14 protein-coding genes and 1 pseudogene are annotated in these 14,314 nt (G+C 62.7%); 12 read left to right on the top strand and 3 right to left on the bottom strand.

All coding sequences use genetic code 11. From position 1 onward, the window contains the following. Positions 1–265 precede the first annotated feature (265 nt). Positions 266–3,214 (bottom strand): excinuclease ABC subunit UvrA, encoded by a 2,949-nt coding sequence (gene uvrA, locus ACFQJB_RS02475; protein ID WP_379723547.1) that lies wholly within the window; start codon positions 3,212–3,214, stop codon positions 266–268. Between the two features lie 224 nt (positions 3,215–3,438). Between uvrA and ACFQJB_RS02470 the strand changes: the two genes are divergently transcribed. From ACFQJB_RS02470 to ACFQJB_RS02435, 8 genes are all read left to right on the top strand, one after another. Beyond that, on the top strand, positions 3,439–3,732 hold the full coding sequence (locus ACFQJB_RS02470) for a DUF7562 family protein (protein WP_120102567.1): 294 nt from the start codon (positions 3,439–3,441) through the stop codon (positions 3,730–3,732). 214 nt (positions 3,733–3,946) lie between these two features. Then, positions 3,947–4,216, top strand: a complete 270-nt coding sequence (locus ACFQJB_RS02465) for a hypothetical protein (RefSeq protein ID WP_379723544.1) — start codon at positions 3,947–3,949, stop codon at positions 4,214–4,216. After that, complete coding sequence (locus tag ACFQJB_RS02460) at positions 4,217–6,052, top strand: ribosome biogenesis/translation initiation ATPase RLI (RefSeq protein WP_379723541.1); 1,836 nt, start codon at positions 4,217–4,219, stop codon at positions 6,050–6,052. It begins immediately after the preceding gene. Between the two features lie 66 nt (positions 6,053–6,118). Beyond that, positions 6,119–6,550, top strand: coding sequence for a hypothetical protein (locus ACFQJB_RS02455; RefSeq protein ID WP_120102570.1), 432 nt, complete (start codon positions 6,119–6,121; stop codon positions 6,548–6,550). Positions 6,551–6,646: 96 nt separating this feature from the next. After that, on the top strand, positions 6,647–6,922 hold the full coding sequence (locus ACFQJB_RS02450; protein ID WP_379723537.1) for a ribonuclease P protein component 4: 276 nt from the start codon (positions 6,647–6,649) through the stop codon (positions 6,920–6,922). A 157-nt stretch (positions 6,923–7,079) separates the two neighbouring features. Next, a complete protein-coding gene (locus tag ACFQJB_RS02445) occupies positions 7,080–7,481 on the top strand; it encodes a response regulator (RefSeq protein ID WP_120102572.1) in 402 nt (133 codons plus the stop codon). A gap of 70 nt (positions 7,482–7,551) precedes the next feature. Continuing rightward, positions 7,552–7,746 carry a methytransferase partner Trm112 gene (locus tag ACFQJB_RS02440; RefSeq protein WP_120102573.1) on the top strand — a complete coding sequence of 65 codons (195 nt, stop codon included), beginning with the start codon at positions 7,552–7,554 and terminating at the stop codon, positions 7,744–7,746. A gap of 46 nt (positions 7,747–7,792) precedes the next feature. After that, complete coding sequence (locus tag ACFQJB_RS02435; protein WP_379723532.1) at positions 7,793–8,470, top strand: DUF7524 family protein; 678 nt, start codon at positions 7,793–7,795, stop codon at positions 8,468–8,470. On the opposite strand, the pseudogene ACFQJB_RS02430 reads toward ACFQJB_RS02435, so the two are convergent. Both ACFQJB_RS02430 and ACFQJB_RS02425 read right to left on the bottom strand, forming a co-directional pair. Beyond that, positions 8,374–9,488 (bottom strand): annotated as a pseudogene (locus ACFQJB_RS02430) (DR2241 family protein). The gene ACFQJB_RS02435 and the pseudogene ACFQJB_RS02430 overlap by 97 nt on opposite strands. After that, complete coding sequence (locus ACFQJB_RS02425; protein WP_379727932.1) at positions 9,489–10,367, bottom strand: CbiX/SirB N-terminal domain-containing protein; 879 nt, start codon at positions 10,365–10,367, stop codon at positions 9,489–9,491. It lies immediately after the preceding pseudogene. Positions 10,368–10,535: 168 nt separating this feature from the next. Here ACFQJB_RS02425 and ACFQJB_RS02420 point away from each other — a divergent pair, with 168 nt between their 5' ends. The 4 genes from ACFQJB_RS02420 (at position 10,536) to ACFQJB_RS02405 (ending at position 14,313) form a co-directional block, all read left to right on the top strand. Next, positions 10,536–11,045, top strand: a complete 510-nt coding sequence (locus ACFQJB_RS02420) for a DUF7523 family protein (protein WP_379723529.1) — start codon at positions 10,536–10,538, stop codon at positions 11,043–11,045. Positions 11,046–11,102: 57 nt separating this feature from the next. Then, entirely contained in the window at positions 11,103–12,581 is a 1,479-nt protein-coding gene (gene cysS / locus ACFQJB_RS02415; RefSeq protein ID WP_379723527.1) for a cysteine--tRNA ligase, read from the top strand. A gap of 43 nt (positions 12,582–12,624) precedes the next feature. Then, entirely contained in the window at positions 12,625–13,455 is an 831-nt protein-coding gene (locus ACFQJB_RS02410; RefSeq protein ID WP_379723524.1) for a hypothetical protein, read from the top strand. 93 nt (positions 13,456–13,548) lie between these two features. After that, positions 13,549–14,313 carry a pirin family protein gene (locus tag ACFQJB_RS02405; protein ID WP_379723521.1) on the top strand — a complete coding sequence of 255 codons (765 nt, stop codon included), beginning with the start codon at positions 13,549–13,551 and terminating at the stop codon, positions 14,311–14,313. Position 14,314: the final 1 nt, after the last annotated feature.

Here is a 14,314-nt window from a genome sequence, read left to right as displayed (position 1 = left end):
TTAGCTTGTTTGTTTTCGAAACACGGTTTTTGAGATCGTTATAACCCAGAAAGCCCTCAGCATGCTCGGCTCCCGCGGCTCGCTGCGCTCCTCGTCACTCGCTCCGCTCGTTCCTGCGGTGCTTACGTCGCCGGGGTTCGCCGACCCTGCTTCGCCCTTTCAGTCTACCAGAAGACTGCGTCTTCTGGTCGCCCGAAAATCTTCGATTTTCGCAGGCCGCCAGGAACGGCACTTGATCGGCCGAGCGAAACAGATGCCGGCTACCTTAGTCGTCGCTGGCGACTTTCGCTGGCTTGCGTCGATCCGAGCGCGGCCCCTCGATGTCGATGTCGGGAAGATAATCGCGCAAGTAGCGACCCGTATGCGACTCGTCGGTGCGAGCGACCGATTCGGGCGTGCCGCTGGCGACAACGTCGCCGCCGCCCTCGCCGCCCTCCGGGCCGAGGTCGATGATGTGATCGGCGTTTTTCACCAGGTCGAGTTCGTGTTCGACGACGACGACGCTGTTGCCGTTGTCAACGAGTCGCTGGAGGACGTCGATCAGTTTGCGTTCGTCCTCCTTGTGGAGGCCCGTGGTTGGCTCATCAAGCAGGTAGAGGGTGTCACCGGTCTGTTTCTTGCCGAGTTCCTCGGCGAGTTTGACGCGCTGGGCCTCGCCACCCGACAACGTAGTGGATGGCTGGCCGAGTGACATGTACCCAAGGCCAACATCCTTCAGGAGTTTGAGTCGGCGGCGGATCTGGGTGTTGGCTTCGAAGAACTCGTAGGCTTCGGCGACCTCCATGTCGAGCACGTCAGCGATCGTCTTGTCCTTGTAGGTCACATCCAGTGTTTCGTCGTTGTAGCGCGCGCCGTCGCACTCCTCGCAGGGCACCTGCACATCAGAAAGGAAATTCATCTCGATGGTGACCGTGCCCTGCCCGCCGCAGGCCTCACAGCGGCCACCTTTGACGTTGAACGAGAAGCGGCCCTTCTTGTAGCCGCGCTGTTTGGCGAGTTTCGTCTCGGCGAAGAGGTCGCGGATGTAGTCGAAGACGCCGGTGTAGGTCGCGGGATTGGATCGCGGCGTTCGACCGATGGGACTCTGGTCGATCAGCCGAACCGTTTCGATATTCTCGATGCCCTCCAGTGCGTCGTGTTCGCCCGGATCGACCGAGGTGTTATCGTTCATCTCGCGGGCCAGCCCCTTGTAGAGAATTTCGTGCATCAGGGTCGATTTGCCCGAGCCCGAAACGCCCGTAATCGCGGTGAAAACGCCCAGTGGGATCGGCACATCGAGGTTCTTGAGGTTGTGTTGGCGCGCGCCGCGGACGCGGAGTTCGCCGTCGCGCTCGCGTCGCTCCCCGGGAACGGGGATCTCCTTGCGACCCGCGAGATAATCGCCGGTTGTTGAGTCCTCAGCGTCGCACACGTCGTCGAAATCACCCTGGACAACGATCTCACCGCCGCGCTTGCCCGGGCCAGGCCCCATGTCGATGATGGTGTCGGCCCGCCGCATCGTCTCCTCGTCGTGTTCGACGACAACGAGCGTGTTGCCGAGGTCGCGCAAGCCCTCCAAGGTGTTGAGCAGGCGGTCGTTGTCGCGCTGGTGGAGCCCAATCGAGGGTTCGTCGAGCACGTAGAGCACGCCGACCAGGCCGGAGCCGACCTGCGTGGCGAGGCGGATCCGCTGGCTCTCGCCGCCGGAGAGCGTCGAGGCTTCACGGTCGAGGGTGAGATATTCGAGCCCCACCTCCTCCATGAAGCCGAGTCGCGCGCGGATCTCCTTGAGAATCTCCTCGGCGATGGTGCGGTCGCGCGCCGAGAGATTCTCTTCCATGCCCTCGAAGTGTCGCCGCGCCTCACCGATCGACATCTGATTGACCTCGGTGATCGACGTGCCATCAACGAGGACGTGACGGGACTGCTCTTTGAGCCGCGTGCCGTTACACTCAGGACACTCGGTGACGGCCATGTACTCCTCAATGTGCTCGCGGGTACCCTCGGAGTCGGTTTCGACGTGGCGTCGGCTCAGGTTCGGAATCACACCCTCGAATCGTTTCTCCTTCCGGCGGGTGCCGTTGCGCGTCGACCGCTCGAAGACGACCTGCCGATCCGTGCCGTAGAGGAACTGGCGTTGGATGTCGTCGTCAATCGCTTCCCACGGGGTGTCGAGGCTGATCCCGAAGTGGTCGGCCACCGAGTCGATTCGCGTGCGGTAGTACGACCGGTTGTAGCTCCAGGCCTCAAAGACGTGTTTTAGGGGTTTGCTCGGATCCTGAATTACCAGCTCCTCGTCAACTTCTTTCGCTTGGCCGATGCCCTCACACTCCGGGCAGGCTCCGTAGGGGCTGTTGAACGAGAACGAACGGGTTTCGATCTCGGAGAATTGAAACTCGCTGTTGGGGTTGCCAAGCGTCTCGGAGAACTCGACGGTGAGGCGGTCGTCGCCGTCGCCGGCCAGATCGCCCGTCGAGCGCGTGTTCGACCCGATCGGCGGGTTCTCCGGCGGATCAGGAATGATCACCTTGAGGACGCCGTCAGCCTCCTCAAGTGCGGTTTCGACGCTGTCAGTGAGCCGCGAGCGCGCGTCGGCGGTGAGCTTCACGCGGTCGACGATCACGTCGATCGTGTGGTCGTAGTTCTTGTCAAGCTCTGGGCTCTCCATCGTCAGATCGAACTGCTCGCCGTCGACCTCGACGCGGGCGTAGCCCTCACTGACGAGCTCTTCAAACAGCTCCTCGAAGGCCCCTTTCTGATCGCGGACGATCGGGGCAGCGATCTTTGCACGCGTCCCTTCTGGGAACTCCAGCAGTTGCGTAATCATCGCCTGGGGGCTTTGCTCGCCGACCTCCTCGCCGGTGATCGGATCGTACTGGGTGCCAGTACGGGCGTAAAGGAGTCGTAGGTAGTCGTGGAGTTCGGTGACGGTGCCGACCGTCGAGCGAGGGTTGTTGGCGGCGTTTTTCTGATCGATCGAGATCGCCGGCGACAACCCCTCGACGGCTTCGACTTTCGGCTTGTCCATCTGCCCGAGGAAATTTCGGGCGTAGGCCGACAGCGATTCGATATAGCGTCGCTGGCCCTCAGCGTAGACCGTATCAAAGGCCAATGAGGATTTCCCGGAGCCTGACAGGCCGGTGACAACGGTGAGTTCTTCGCGTGGAATCTCCACGTCGACCTCCTTCAGATTGTGTTCCTCCGCGCCGCGGACGTCGATGACATCGCGGCTCATCGGCGATGAATCACCCGAGAGCGACGACAACGAGTCGATGTGGCGACAACGCAGTTCATACCACAGGCACGGCTTCGACCGACTTAACGCGCCCGCTCCGTGGGTCGGCATGTCGTGGCCGACGGCCAGACCGGCGGGTGCTACCGCCGGTGGCGTGGCCACGGCGGAGACCTCTTTGTGGGCTGAAACAAACGCTAAGTGGGTCGCTGTCGTAGCGGGCAGGTATGCTGGGCTCCGGTGGTGGTGATACGACGGTCGTCTGCATCGCCTGCGGGGAGTCACTGCCCCGGTCGGAGGCCCGCGAGTACGACAAAACCGGCGACCGCTGGGAGCGACACGACAAGGAGTTCGAACACTTCTGTAAGGATTGTTTCCGGGAACTCTCCCATCAGCCGCGATCGGGGCTTGAGTCCCTCTTGGTCGACATTGAGGACGACGGCCTCTCGGAGACGGAGTTTCTCTCGCGGTATCTCGACCGCGTCGATGACGACGAGGCGGTCGAAGAGCCCGATTCCTGACACGGACACCGGCGTCAGTGTCGGGCTGTGTCGCCGTCGTGATCTGTCGACGCGACGCCTTGGTACCGCCATCGTCGACGTCGACAGGCAACGACCCGTGCCATCGTCGCCGACGCCAGTGCTCAGGCCCAAGCGAACTCCTTTTGATGACGGCTCTCAGAACGGTGGGTATGGCAACTGACACAACGACCGGGCTCTCCGAGCATATGCGGGGGTGACGGTCACGACGATCGCCTGTCTGGCCGGGCTGGGGGCCGCGCTCGGGTCAGCGACGATCTTCGGCACCACGGCCGCCGACGCGGTCGGCACGGGGCAGGCACTCCTCGTGGCGACGGCGATCCTCATCCAGTTCCCGATTCTCAAGGTCGTCGGCGTCGACATCAGCGACTTCGGGATCAAGGACAACCTCTATATCGCGTTCATGACGTTCTGTCTCTGGTTTATCACCTACACGGTGTTGCTCACGTCGGCGGTGGGAGCGTAGATGGCCGACGACAGCATCGCGGTCGTTGACCTCGACCGCTGTCAGCCCGATCGCTGTAACTACGAGTGTGCAAACTTCTGTCCGCCAAACCGGACGGGCGAGGAGTGTATCATCACCCGCGAAGAGCGGTTCGCGGACGACGACCGCTATGAGGGCGACCCAGACCAGATCAGTATCTCCGAGGAGCTGTGTCTCGGCGAAACCTGTGGCATCTGTGTCGAGAAATGCCCCTTCGATGCCATCGAGATCATCAACCTCCCCCAGGAGCTCGACGACGAGCCGACCCACCGCTACGGCGACAACGCCTTCGCGCTGTATGGGCTCCCGGTTCCCGCACCGGGCAACGTCACCGGCATCCTCGGCCCCAACGGGATCGGAAAGTCGACAGCCGTCAAGGCGTTGGCTGACGAACTCGTGCCGAATCTCGGCGAGTACGGCGGCGACGCCACCTGGGAGGCCGTCTTGGATCGCTACCGCGGCTCCGAACTGCAAAACTACCTCACCCAACTGATGGACGAGGAGATCACGGTCGCCCGCAAACCGCAGTACGTCGACCAGATCCCAAAACAGTTCGACGGCAACACCCGCGAGCTACTGGAGCAAACTGACGAACGCGGCGCGCTTGACGAATTGGTTGAACGGCTCTCGATCCAGCCGATCATGGATCAGCCCATCGACTCGATCAGTGGCGGCGAACTCCAGCGCGTCGCCATCGCGGCGACACTCGCCCGAGACGCCGACTTCTACTTCCTCGATGAGATCACGCCGTATCTCGACATCGGCCAGCGAATGGTCGTCGCCCGACTGATCCGCGAACTCGCCGATGACCCCGAGGCTGAGCGATCGATGCTCGTCGTCGAACACGATCTGGCGATTCTTGATCTCTTGGCTGACACGCTGCACGTCGCCTACGGTGAGGCCGGCGTCTTCGGCGTGATGACCGATCCGAAATCCGTCCGCAACGGGATCAACGAGTATCTTGAGGGCTACCTCAACAACGAGAATATGCGGATCCGGCCGGAGTCGATCACCTTCGAGGAACACGCCCCCCGAGAGACCACCCGCGGGACACCGCTGGTAGAGTACCCCGAACTCTCGAAATCCTACGGCGACGGCGAATTCTCCCTTGAGGTGGACAGTGGGCTGATCTACGAGGGTGAAGTGCTGGGCGTGGTCGGCCCCAATGGAATCGGGAAATCGACACTCGCCAAGCTGTTCGCCGGCTCAATCGAGCCAGACAGCGGCGACCTCGATTTCGATCTCGATATCTCGTATAAACCGCAGTACATCGAGATCGACCAGCCGATGCGCGTCGATAGCTTCCTCTCGTCGATCACCGACGAGTTCGGCACCTCCTACTGGGATACAGAGGTTGCCAAACCTCTCCAGCTGAACCCGATTATGGAACAGCAGCTCACCGATCTCTCCGGTGGCGAACGCCAGCGTGTCGCCATCGCGGCCTGCCTCTCCGAACCGGCCGACCTCTACGTGCTCGACGAGCCCTCCGCACACCTCGATGTCGAACAGCGCGTCCAAGCCACCTCGGCGATCCGCCGCTACGCCGAGAATCACGACGCGACCGCGCTCGTCATCGACCACGACATCTACATGATCGACCTGCTGGCCGACCGGCTGATGGTCTTCGACGGCGAGCCAGCCCAACAGGGCCATGCCACCGAGCCACAGGAGATGCGCGCTGGCATGAACGACTTCCTCGCAGATCTGGATATCACCTTCCGCCGCGATGAGGGCACCGGCCGTCCCCGGATCAACAAACCGGGCAGCCAGAAGGACAGCCAGCAGAAACGCGACGGCGAGTACTATTATTCGGCGTAGTCGGTGTCGCAGACGACACGCCCTAAACCAACAACCGTTTTCCGTGCTCCCTGCGAACGCGGAGCCATGACAGACGACGAGGAATCCACGCCGGACGCTGAGGAGCCTGAGACCCCAGAGCAGCCCGACGCTGCGGACGCCGACGGCGAGGAGAAATCCTTCCGTGAGCGCGTCGAAGAGATCCGCGAGAAACGACAGCAGGAACGCGAAGAGGGTGGCGAAGGCCAGCCAAGCCCTGAGGAGATGATGGGCGGCGGTGGCGCGCCCGGCGGCATGGGTGGCGGCGGTGGCGGCAACCCCTTCGCCCAGATGATGAGCGGGATGATGGGCGGCGGTGGCGGCCCGGGCGGCATGGGCGGCGGCCCGCCAGGCATGGGTGGCGGCGAGGAGTCGTCCAACGACAACGAACAACTCGTCCGTGAGATCCGTCAGCTCCGCGATGAGGTGCGAGATGCCAACCGCGAGCTACGCCGGATCGCCGACGCGCTCGAAGACTAAGCTACGCTCGCCGAGAGCCTCTTTTCAACAGCGAGTGGCCACAGGTTCGCGGTGGGTCGCAACACCTAACACGCACTCGGCTCCGAGATACCGACAGTGAGTATCGCCGCCGAGCGCATCGAGCGACTGTTCGCTCTCGCCAAGGAGGCGACCGCCGACGGCGAGTTCGACCGCTCACGGGAGTACGTTCGGCTGGCCCGCCGCATCGCCGAACGGAACCGGTGTGGGCTGCCGCGGGCGTTCAAGCGGTTTACCTGCCCGCGCTGTGCGGTCGCCCTCCGGCCTGGTGTCAACGCACGCGTCAGACTGCAGGACGGCCATGTCGCCATCAGCTGTGACTGTGGGGCGATCAAGCGGTATCCATACGACTGATCACGAATCGCTGGGGCGATACACAGCGTTGTGATGGTATAGTTACAAAAATCCGCACAGCGAGGCGGCGGGCCGGCGGCTGCGGTCGCTTGTGCTGTCACCAAACGGATACGATTAACATACAATTATTAATCAGTAGCAACCAGAGCCGATAGCAATGGCAGCACCGCATGTGCTCCTCGTGGAAGACAGCGATTTCATGGCGACCCGGGTCGCCGAGACGCTGGAGGAGATCCACGGCTTCTACGTGACGACCGTCGATACGGCCGATGACGTTCGAGCGGCGCTCACGGAGTACGACGACATTGAATGCATCGTAACAAACTACGAGCTCCCGGAGACAAATGGGGTCAAACTCGCCGCCTCGATCAACGGCCGAAACGAGGAGCCGGAGATCCCGATCATCATTCTCACCGGCAAAGAGCTCGAACCGATCGCCAGCGACGCGATCCGGGCCGGCGTCACCGAGTTCGTCTACAAGGGCGACCACGCGACCGGCGAGATGGATGTCCTCGCCAATCGAATCAGCCTCGTGTTGAAAGCCTACAGCGACCGCTGATCAGCCAAGCGGGTGAGCACAGCCGACCGAACCCGTAGGCTTTTGTTGATTCCGGCCCCAGCAGATGGTAATGAAGGAGTCGCTCATGGACATCCTCTGTTGTCCGGTGGACAAACACGACCTCGAACTGACCGTCGACACAAAAGACGACGAAGAGATCATCGAGGGGACACTCACCTGTACGGAGTGCGGGGAGGCCTACCCCATCGAGGACGGCATCCCGAACCTGCTGCCGCCGGATATGCGGGACGAAGCCGCGGCCTGATCCGGTGTACCTGTAGCTTTTTGTTCCGTGGGGTCGATTCACAACCGTGTCGCAACTGACAGTATCGCTCAACGACGACGGCCTTCATTCGATCACCGCGCCCGATAGCTTCGAGACCAGCGGGCCCGTTGAGCTCCTGTTAGACAACCACGGCGAGGCTGTCCACGTCCATCTCAATCTCGATGAGACGCTGTCAGCCGTCGCCGACATCCGGGCGAACAACCATTACGTCGAACCCGAGAGCGAACGCCCGGTTTCGGTCGCCGTCAACCCACGATCGGCGGCGGTCACCGGTCGGCTCAAGATCGCCACCGGATACGGTTCGGAAGTCGCCTACACGACGATTACCGTAAAACCGCCGTCAGAGGATCCAAACCGTGTCACCGTCGACGAATCGCTATCGAAACCCCAGCGTGAGCCACCGGCGGAACCAACCACCGCCGAACAGCCGCCGACGCCGTCGCCGGCGGGAACTCGACTGGACTGCTGGTTGGCTTCGGGCTGCTCGCAGTGGTGCTGGCGGTTGCTATCGCCGTCACACTCGAAAGTGGGGTTGTCGTCGCCGGCGCGATCGTTGTGCTGCTTGGCGTTATCGTTGCTGTCGGCCTGGCCGTACGCGTCCAGGTCTCATTCGCTATCGTCGTGGCCATCGGGATGTGTCGGCGTCCCCGACAGATTGCCATCGTCGTCGAACCGCTTCTCGCGGAGGTATCGCGCCCGGTAGCGGTTGGCTCCCTCGGAGAGGTCGGCTTCGCGGATCTCGTCGACGGTGCCATCGGCGACCGCGTCGATGATGGCCTCGATCTGTTCCTTTTCGCTTGGGGTGAGCTCGAACTCGTAGGTCTGGGTGTCCTCCCGTTCCAGTTTGGCCCACTCCGCCCCGCGGCGACAACCATCGAGCACGGTTCCCGACAAGGGAAGACGCCGTCGCCGCCTTCGGCAGCTAACGGTTCGTCCTCGGAGAGCTGCCATTCGCGTCGTTTGAGACACTGGGAGTCGTCACAACACGCGGCGGCCGCCCACTCGACGGCCTCGTCGGGCAGGACGGTAATCAGATTGTAGATCCCGCTTTGTCGATCCTGTTCGTCCCGCCAGTGGTCGATATCGAGGTCGCCACGCTGTTCGCGGTGCCAGTTGACGATCGTTGCCGGATAGAACGCTTCGACTGCCTCATAAACCTCAGCGGCGGTGAGTTTGGGGAAAATCCAACCGGAATCAAGCGACGGCGCGGTTCGAAGCGGGCGGTAGCGACCGTCGGCATCACACGTCCCGATATCGCGGGCGTCAAACGGATCCGTGTGCGTTGTCAGCGCGTCGCCGTCGGCGTCGCTGTCGTCGACATGACGAATCTCGTAGCGACGATCGCCGTCGGCTGCCAGTGTGGTCGTTATGCTGAGTTCGCCCCACTCGCGGTCGATGCCGGATTCGAGGTCGTCGTAGCAAGCCGGAACCGAGCGGTCGTCGGCCAGTTCAAGCCAGCGACAGAACGCGTGCTTGCGCTCGGTAGTGACCTGCTGGGTGTAGAAATACCAGTTCGAAATGTAGGCTGCCTGCTCGCCGGCGACCGTACTGAGTTCGGCAGCACCGAGGCTGGTCTGGTGGTTGGGCGTCTCAATGGAGTAGGTGTCTTCGGCGGCGTCGTAGTCGGCAGCCAGCCCGTCGTACTCGATTGGTTCCGCCGCAAGCTGCTCTCTGAACGCCGCCAGTTGCGTTTCCGAAAGCGTAGCGTCGGCAACAGACATCTATTCACCCGCCACCTGTGTCGCTGGGTTGGTTCGCTGTCGCACCCGTGCGATCGCATCACCGATATCCGCACCGGCGTCGGCGGCGCGTTCGAGCACCACATCGGCGGTCAGTTCCTCGGTGCCGACTGCGCCGCCGTACCAGATCCGGTGGCCGTCGACCTCGCTCGGCACGTCGTATCCGTTCCGATAATCGTCAGTGAGCCCCATGTCCTCAGGGATATCCTCCTGGGTGTGGAAGCCGTCGGCGATAAACAGCGGGACGACGATGATATCCTCGCTGTCGAAATGGTGGGTCACGTCGTCGACCTCCGGCTCCTCGTCCATGAACAGCGCCTTGACCTCGTCGAACCGCCCGGTCTCTCGGAGGCGTTCGGTGTGGTACTCGATCGCTTTTGCGCTGTTTTCGTTGCGCTCGGTGCCGTGACCGACGACGGCGAACCCAAATCCGTTACCCACTTCGGGATCGCCGGTGACCGATTCTGCGCGGCGAACGAGGACATCCGTCATCGCCTCGTGGGTGCCGACGGGGCCGCAGTAGTGTACCTCCTTGTCGATGTCGCTGGCGACCAGCGTGGCGGTATCCGCCGAGATGCCATCGGAGTTCCACAGCTCCGGCTCCCAGCCCTCTAACCGGAGTTCTCGTGGGATGACCCGCTCGGTGAAATACCCCTCACTGATGAACAGCGGCACGACGTAGATCTCGTCGCCGTGGGTTGTGCGGAGCACCTCACGAAGCGAGGGCTGCTCCTTCCAGAAGCCGGTTCGTACCTCGTCGAAGGCACCGGTTGCCCGGATGGTATCGGCGTGGGTGTGTGTCGGCGTCGCCGAATCGGGGTTGAGATGCGACCCGTGGGCGACGATGACCAGCGATTGCATACGCGGGGCTTCGGGCGTCGATGGCTTATGGACTTCGGGCGATCGGTGATCGGGGTTGCCGAGACACCGAGCAAGCGGTGGTTTTTGCGCCAATTTCCACCGATCGCTCATCGATGACTGTCCGACCGACGGCGAAATCATCATTACCGTCGGCGACACGCCTCTGGTATGTCACTTGCCGCCGAAACGCGTGAGGCCGTCCGCCAGCGCCCCACGCTCTATGACGCGCTGCGGGCGGGCATCCTCAACTACACCGCCGCCGCCGACAGCCTCGATATCGACGGCGACACCGAAGCGATCGCTACCGCGCTGCGTCGATTCGGCGAGTCGCTGTCGACAGAGGATGGCGACGAAAAGCCTGACCGTTCGATGACGGTTCGCATGGAAAGCGGAATCAGCCGTGTCGACACCGACGCGCAACTCGCTGTCGGCGGTGTCGGCTTCGGCACCAACGCGGCCACAGCGCCAGCCTCGGATGTCGCCGAGGCGTCGCCATCGCTGACGGCGATTCAGGCGACCGGCGATGTCGACAGCGACCTGTTGGCGACGGTGCTGGATCGGCTGCGGATCGCCGACATCGAGGTACGGGCGGCCGGCGTCGCCGACGACGCGCTGGTCGTGGTTGTGCCGCGTCGAGCAGGGGCGACAGCCCTCCGGCTGGTTGAAGCCGCGGCGTAGTCGACAGCGCAAAAATTCGACGGCTTCAAACGCCCGCCGGTATCACCACCGACAACAATGGCGCTGTCCGTGACGAACTCCCTGACAGACGAGCGTGAGGCATTCGAGCCGACCGGCGATGAAGTCCTGGTGTACGTCTGTGGGCTGACCGTCTCGGATGATCCCCACCTCGGCCACGCACGACTCTGGACGCACGCCGACGTAATCGCCCGCTGGCTGGCCGCTTCGGGCTACGACGTGCGGCACGTCGAGAACTTTACTGACGTCAACGAGAAGATCGCCGCCCGGGTCGGCGAACGCCCGGAGTGGGACACCGAGGCCGACGTGGCACGGCACTACATCGCTCGCGTCATCGAGTACATGCGCGGGCTGAACTTCCGACGCGCAACAGTCTACCCGCGTGTCTCCGAGCACATCCCCGAGATCATCGAGTTAGTCGAGACGCTGATCGAGGCCGGCCACGCCTACGAGGCCAACGGCTCGGTGTACTTCGATGTGACCACCTTCGACGACTACGGCAAACTCTCGAATCAACAGCCCGACGACCTCGAAGCCCAAGGCGACCCCGACGAGCGAAGCGAGAAGCGCAACCCCGCGGATTTCGCCCTCTGGAAGGCCGGCGGCGTCGCCCCGGATGCGATCGAAGAACACGCCAAACACGACCACGGCGACGACCACCCAACCGGACAGACATGGGAGTCACCGTGGAGCGAGGGTCGCCCCGGCTGGCATATCGAGTGCTCGGCGATGTCGATGACACATCTCGACGACACGATCGATATTCACATCGGCGGCCACGATCTGGTCTTCCCGCATCACGAAAACGAGATCGCCCAAAGCGAGGCCGCCACCGGCCAGCAGTTTGCCAACTACTGGCTGCATACCGGCCTGCTTGAGACGGACGACGAGAAGATGAGCTCCAGTCTCGGGAACTTCTTCACCGTCGAGGATGCCCTCGAAAAATACGGCCCGAACGTCATCCGCACGTTCTATCTCTCGACGGAATACGGCTCGAAACAGACGTTCTCCGAGGCAGCGATGGCCGAAGCCGAGGAACGCTGGGAACGGCTCGAACGCACCTACCACGCCGCTGTCGCGGCCTGCGATTCCGTCGGTGCGACCGCGAAAGCCGAGGACAGCGACCTCCGGGCGGCGGTCAGCGACACCACCGAAGAATTCACCGCGGCGATGAACGCCGATTTCAACGTCCGGGAGGCAATGGTCGCGTTGCGCTCGCTGACAACCGCTGTCAACCGCCACATCGAGGAAGCGGAGCCCTACGACTATCAGGGGCTCAAAGCCGCCATCGAAGCCTTCGAGTCGCTTGGTGGCGATGTCTTCGGCCTCCAATTCGACACAGAGACCGACGGCGACGTTGCACTCGCCAGTGAGGTTGTCGAACTCGTCTTAGACGTGCGTGAGGCCGAACGCGAGGCCGGCAACTACGACCGTGCCGACGACCTTCGGGACTCCTTGGCCGACCTCGGCATCGAGGTACAGGACAGCGACGACGGGCCGACGTTCCGGTTCGAGTAGCTGAAACGTCACCTATTTGTCTCGTTGCCGTCAGCCATCCGATATGGACGGTCGTCGCCTCATCGAAGCCCTCCTCGGCGTCTACGTCGCAACGTTGCTGCTCCCAACGCTTGCGGTGTTCGGTTGGGTTGCCGTCGCCTCGGCATCGCTCGGATCGATCCTCGCCGCTGGGCTGGCTATCGCTGCGGCGACCGCACTGGCAGCGACCACCATCGCCGACCTGCCGGATCGCGTTACGTCGCTGCCGGTCGTCGTCGCGGCGATCCTGCCGCCCTTGCTATTTTTACCGTATATGATCCTCGCCCGGCCCGAGTCCACCCCCGACGTGTTCCCGGTTGTCGGCCTCCTCGCTGTCCTCCCCGGGATCGGCGTGCTGCTCGCTGCGGCCGAGATTCGGAACCGTCGACTCCGAGCACAAGCGAGCGAATATGCGGTCGTAACGACCGGCGATGATGCCGATGAGAGCCGTTTCAGTAGACGTATCAAGCTTGCAGCCGCCGTCAGCATCGGATTCGTGTTCATCGCTTTCGGGGCCTCGGTCGTCGCATTCGACGGCTTCGATGGGAACTCAACCTTGTTCACCTCACTCACCGGCCTCTCCTCGCTGTTCCTCCTGTTCGACAACGATAGCCAGGAGTTGGCGGTTACCGACAAAGGGCTACGAGTCAACCGCTCAATGACGCCGTGGACAGATTTCGATAGCTTCCGTGTCACCGACGAGAAGATCAAACTCAAACGCGCCCGGTGGTGGCTTCCGACCCGAGATTTCGGCCGTGAGGAAATCGACGACGCTGCAGTTATCGAAGCCATGGGTGAGTTTCTGCCGCGCACAGATGCCGAAACCGAACCGGCCACGGCGACACCGGAGCGATAGCGACGGTGCTGTGACCGCGTCGATACCGGAATAGCGGGTGGCAACGCCAGTTGCACAGAACAGCTATCCCGGCTGATCACGTATCGACGTGGAATGGAACACACTGACGCGCCACAGTCGGAGCGGCCGATCTACACGGCACCGCGAACCGAGATTGCACAGGAGCAAGGCCAGTTCCGCACGTATTTCAATTTTCCCGGGCGGATGGTGCCCGGCCACGACGACCACGGCTACGGCCCGCTGGCGACGGTCGTCGAGTCGTTCATGGATCCCGGCACGCTGATCCGGATGCACCAACACCGCAACGAGGAGATTATCTCGTGGGTACCGGAGGGCGTCATGCGACACGACGATCGCGAGGGCAACAAACTGGTGACTGACCCCGAACACCTGCTGGTGATGAACGCCGGCCGGGGATTCTGGCACGCCGAGGAAACCCATGGCTCGGATCCACCGCTCCGGATGCTCCAGTGTTTTGTTCGCCCACACAGTCTTGACCTGGATCCCGAACTCCAACACGAGCCGATCTCCGAACCGACCCAAAACGCGTGGCGACACCTCTTCGGCCCTGAGGGAAGCGACGCCCCACTGGTCGTCCGCAACGATATCCACTGTTATGACGCTCGACTCGACGCCGACACGTCGGTCACGCTACCGACGCGACCGGAGTGGCACACCTACTGTTATGTCTTCGATGGTGCGGTCGGGGTCGGCGACAAAGCCGTCGGCGAGACCGAAAGCGCACTGGTAACCGCCGACGAGGCGGCAACAGTCACCGCAGCCGAGGATTCGATCGTCGTTGCCTTCGATATCAACCCCGACGCCCCGGTTACCCGACAGGGAACCATCGGTCGGTGAA

The organism is Halonotius sp. GCM10025705 (assembly GCF_042662885.1).
Taxonomy (GTDB): domain Archaea; phylum Halobacteriota; class Halobacteria; order Halobacteriales; family Haloferacaceae; genus Halonotius; species Halonotius aquaticus.
Note: the sequence above shows the minus strand (reverse complement) of the source record. Positions and strands in the feature narration are given on the sequence as shown.

What these genes read in the sequence shown, in the direction of transcription:
- uvrA (WP_379723547.1), bottom strand. Translation starts at nt 3,214, where the DNA reads ATGAGCCGCGATGTCATCGACGTCCGCGGCGCGGAGGAACACAATCTG.
- ACFQJB_RS02440 (WP_120102573.1), top strand. Translation starts at nt 7,552, where the DNA reads ATGAAGGAGTCGCTCATGGACATCCTCTGTTGTCCGGTGGACAAACAC.
- ACFQJB_RS02405 (WP_379723521.1), top strand. Translation starts at nt 13,549, where the DNA reads ATGGAACACACTGACGCGCCACAGTCGGAGCGGCCGATCTACACGGCA.
- ACFQJB_RS02410 (WP_379723524.1), top strand. Translation starts at nt 12,625, where the DNA reads ATGGACGGTCGTCGCCTCATCGAAGCCCTCCTCGGCGTCTACGTCGCA.
- ACFQJB_RS02420 (WP_379723529.1), top strand. Translation starts at nt 10,536, where the DNA reads ATGTCACTTGCCGCCGAAACGCGTGAGGCCGTCCGCCAGCGCCCCACG.
- cysS (WP_379723527.1), top strand. Translation starts at nt 11,103, where the DNA reads ATGGCGCTGTCCGTGACGAACTCCCTGACAGACGAGCGTGAGGCATTC.
- ACFQJB_RS02470 (WP_120102567.1), top strand. Translation starts at nt 3,439, where the DNA reads ATGCTGGGCTCCGGTGGTGGTGATACGACGGTCGTCTGCATCGCCTGC.
- ACFQJB_RS02425 (WP_379727932.1), bottom strand. Translation starts at nt 10,367, where the DNA reads ATGCAATCGCTGGTCATCGTCGCCCACGGGTCGCATCTCAACCCCGAT.
- ACFQJB_RS02460 (WP_379723541.1), top strand. Translation starts at nt 4,217, where the DNA reads ATGGCCGACGACAGCATCGCGGTCGTTGACCTCGACCGCTGTCAGCCC.
- ACFQJB_RS02445 (WP_120102572.1), top strand. Translation starts at nt 7,080, where the DNA reads ATGGCAGCACCGCATGTGCTCCTCGTGGAAGACAGCGATTTCATGGCG.
- ACFQJB_RS02455 (WP_120102570.1), top strand. Translation starts at nt 6,119, where the DNA reads ATGACAGACGACGAGGAATCCACGCCGGACGCTGAGGAGCCTGAGACC.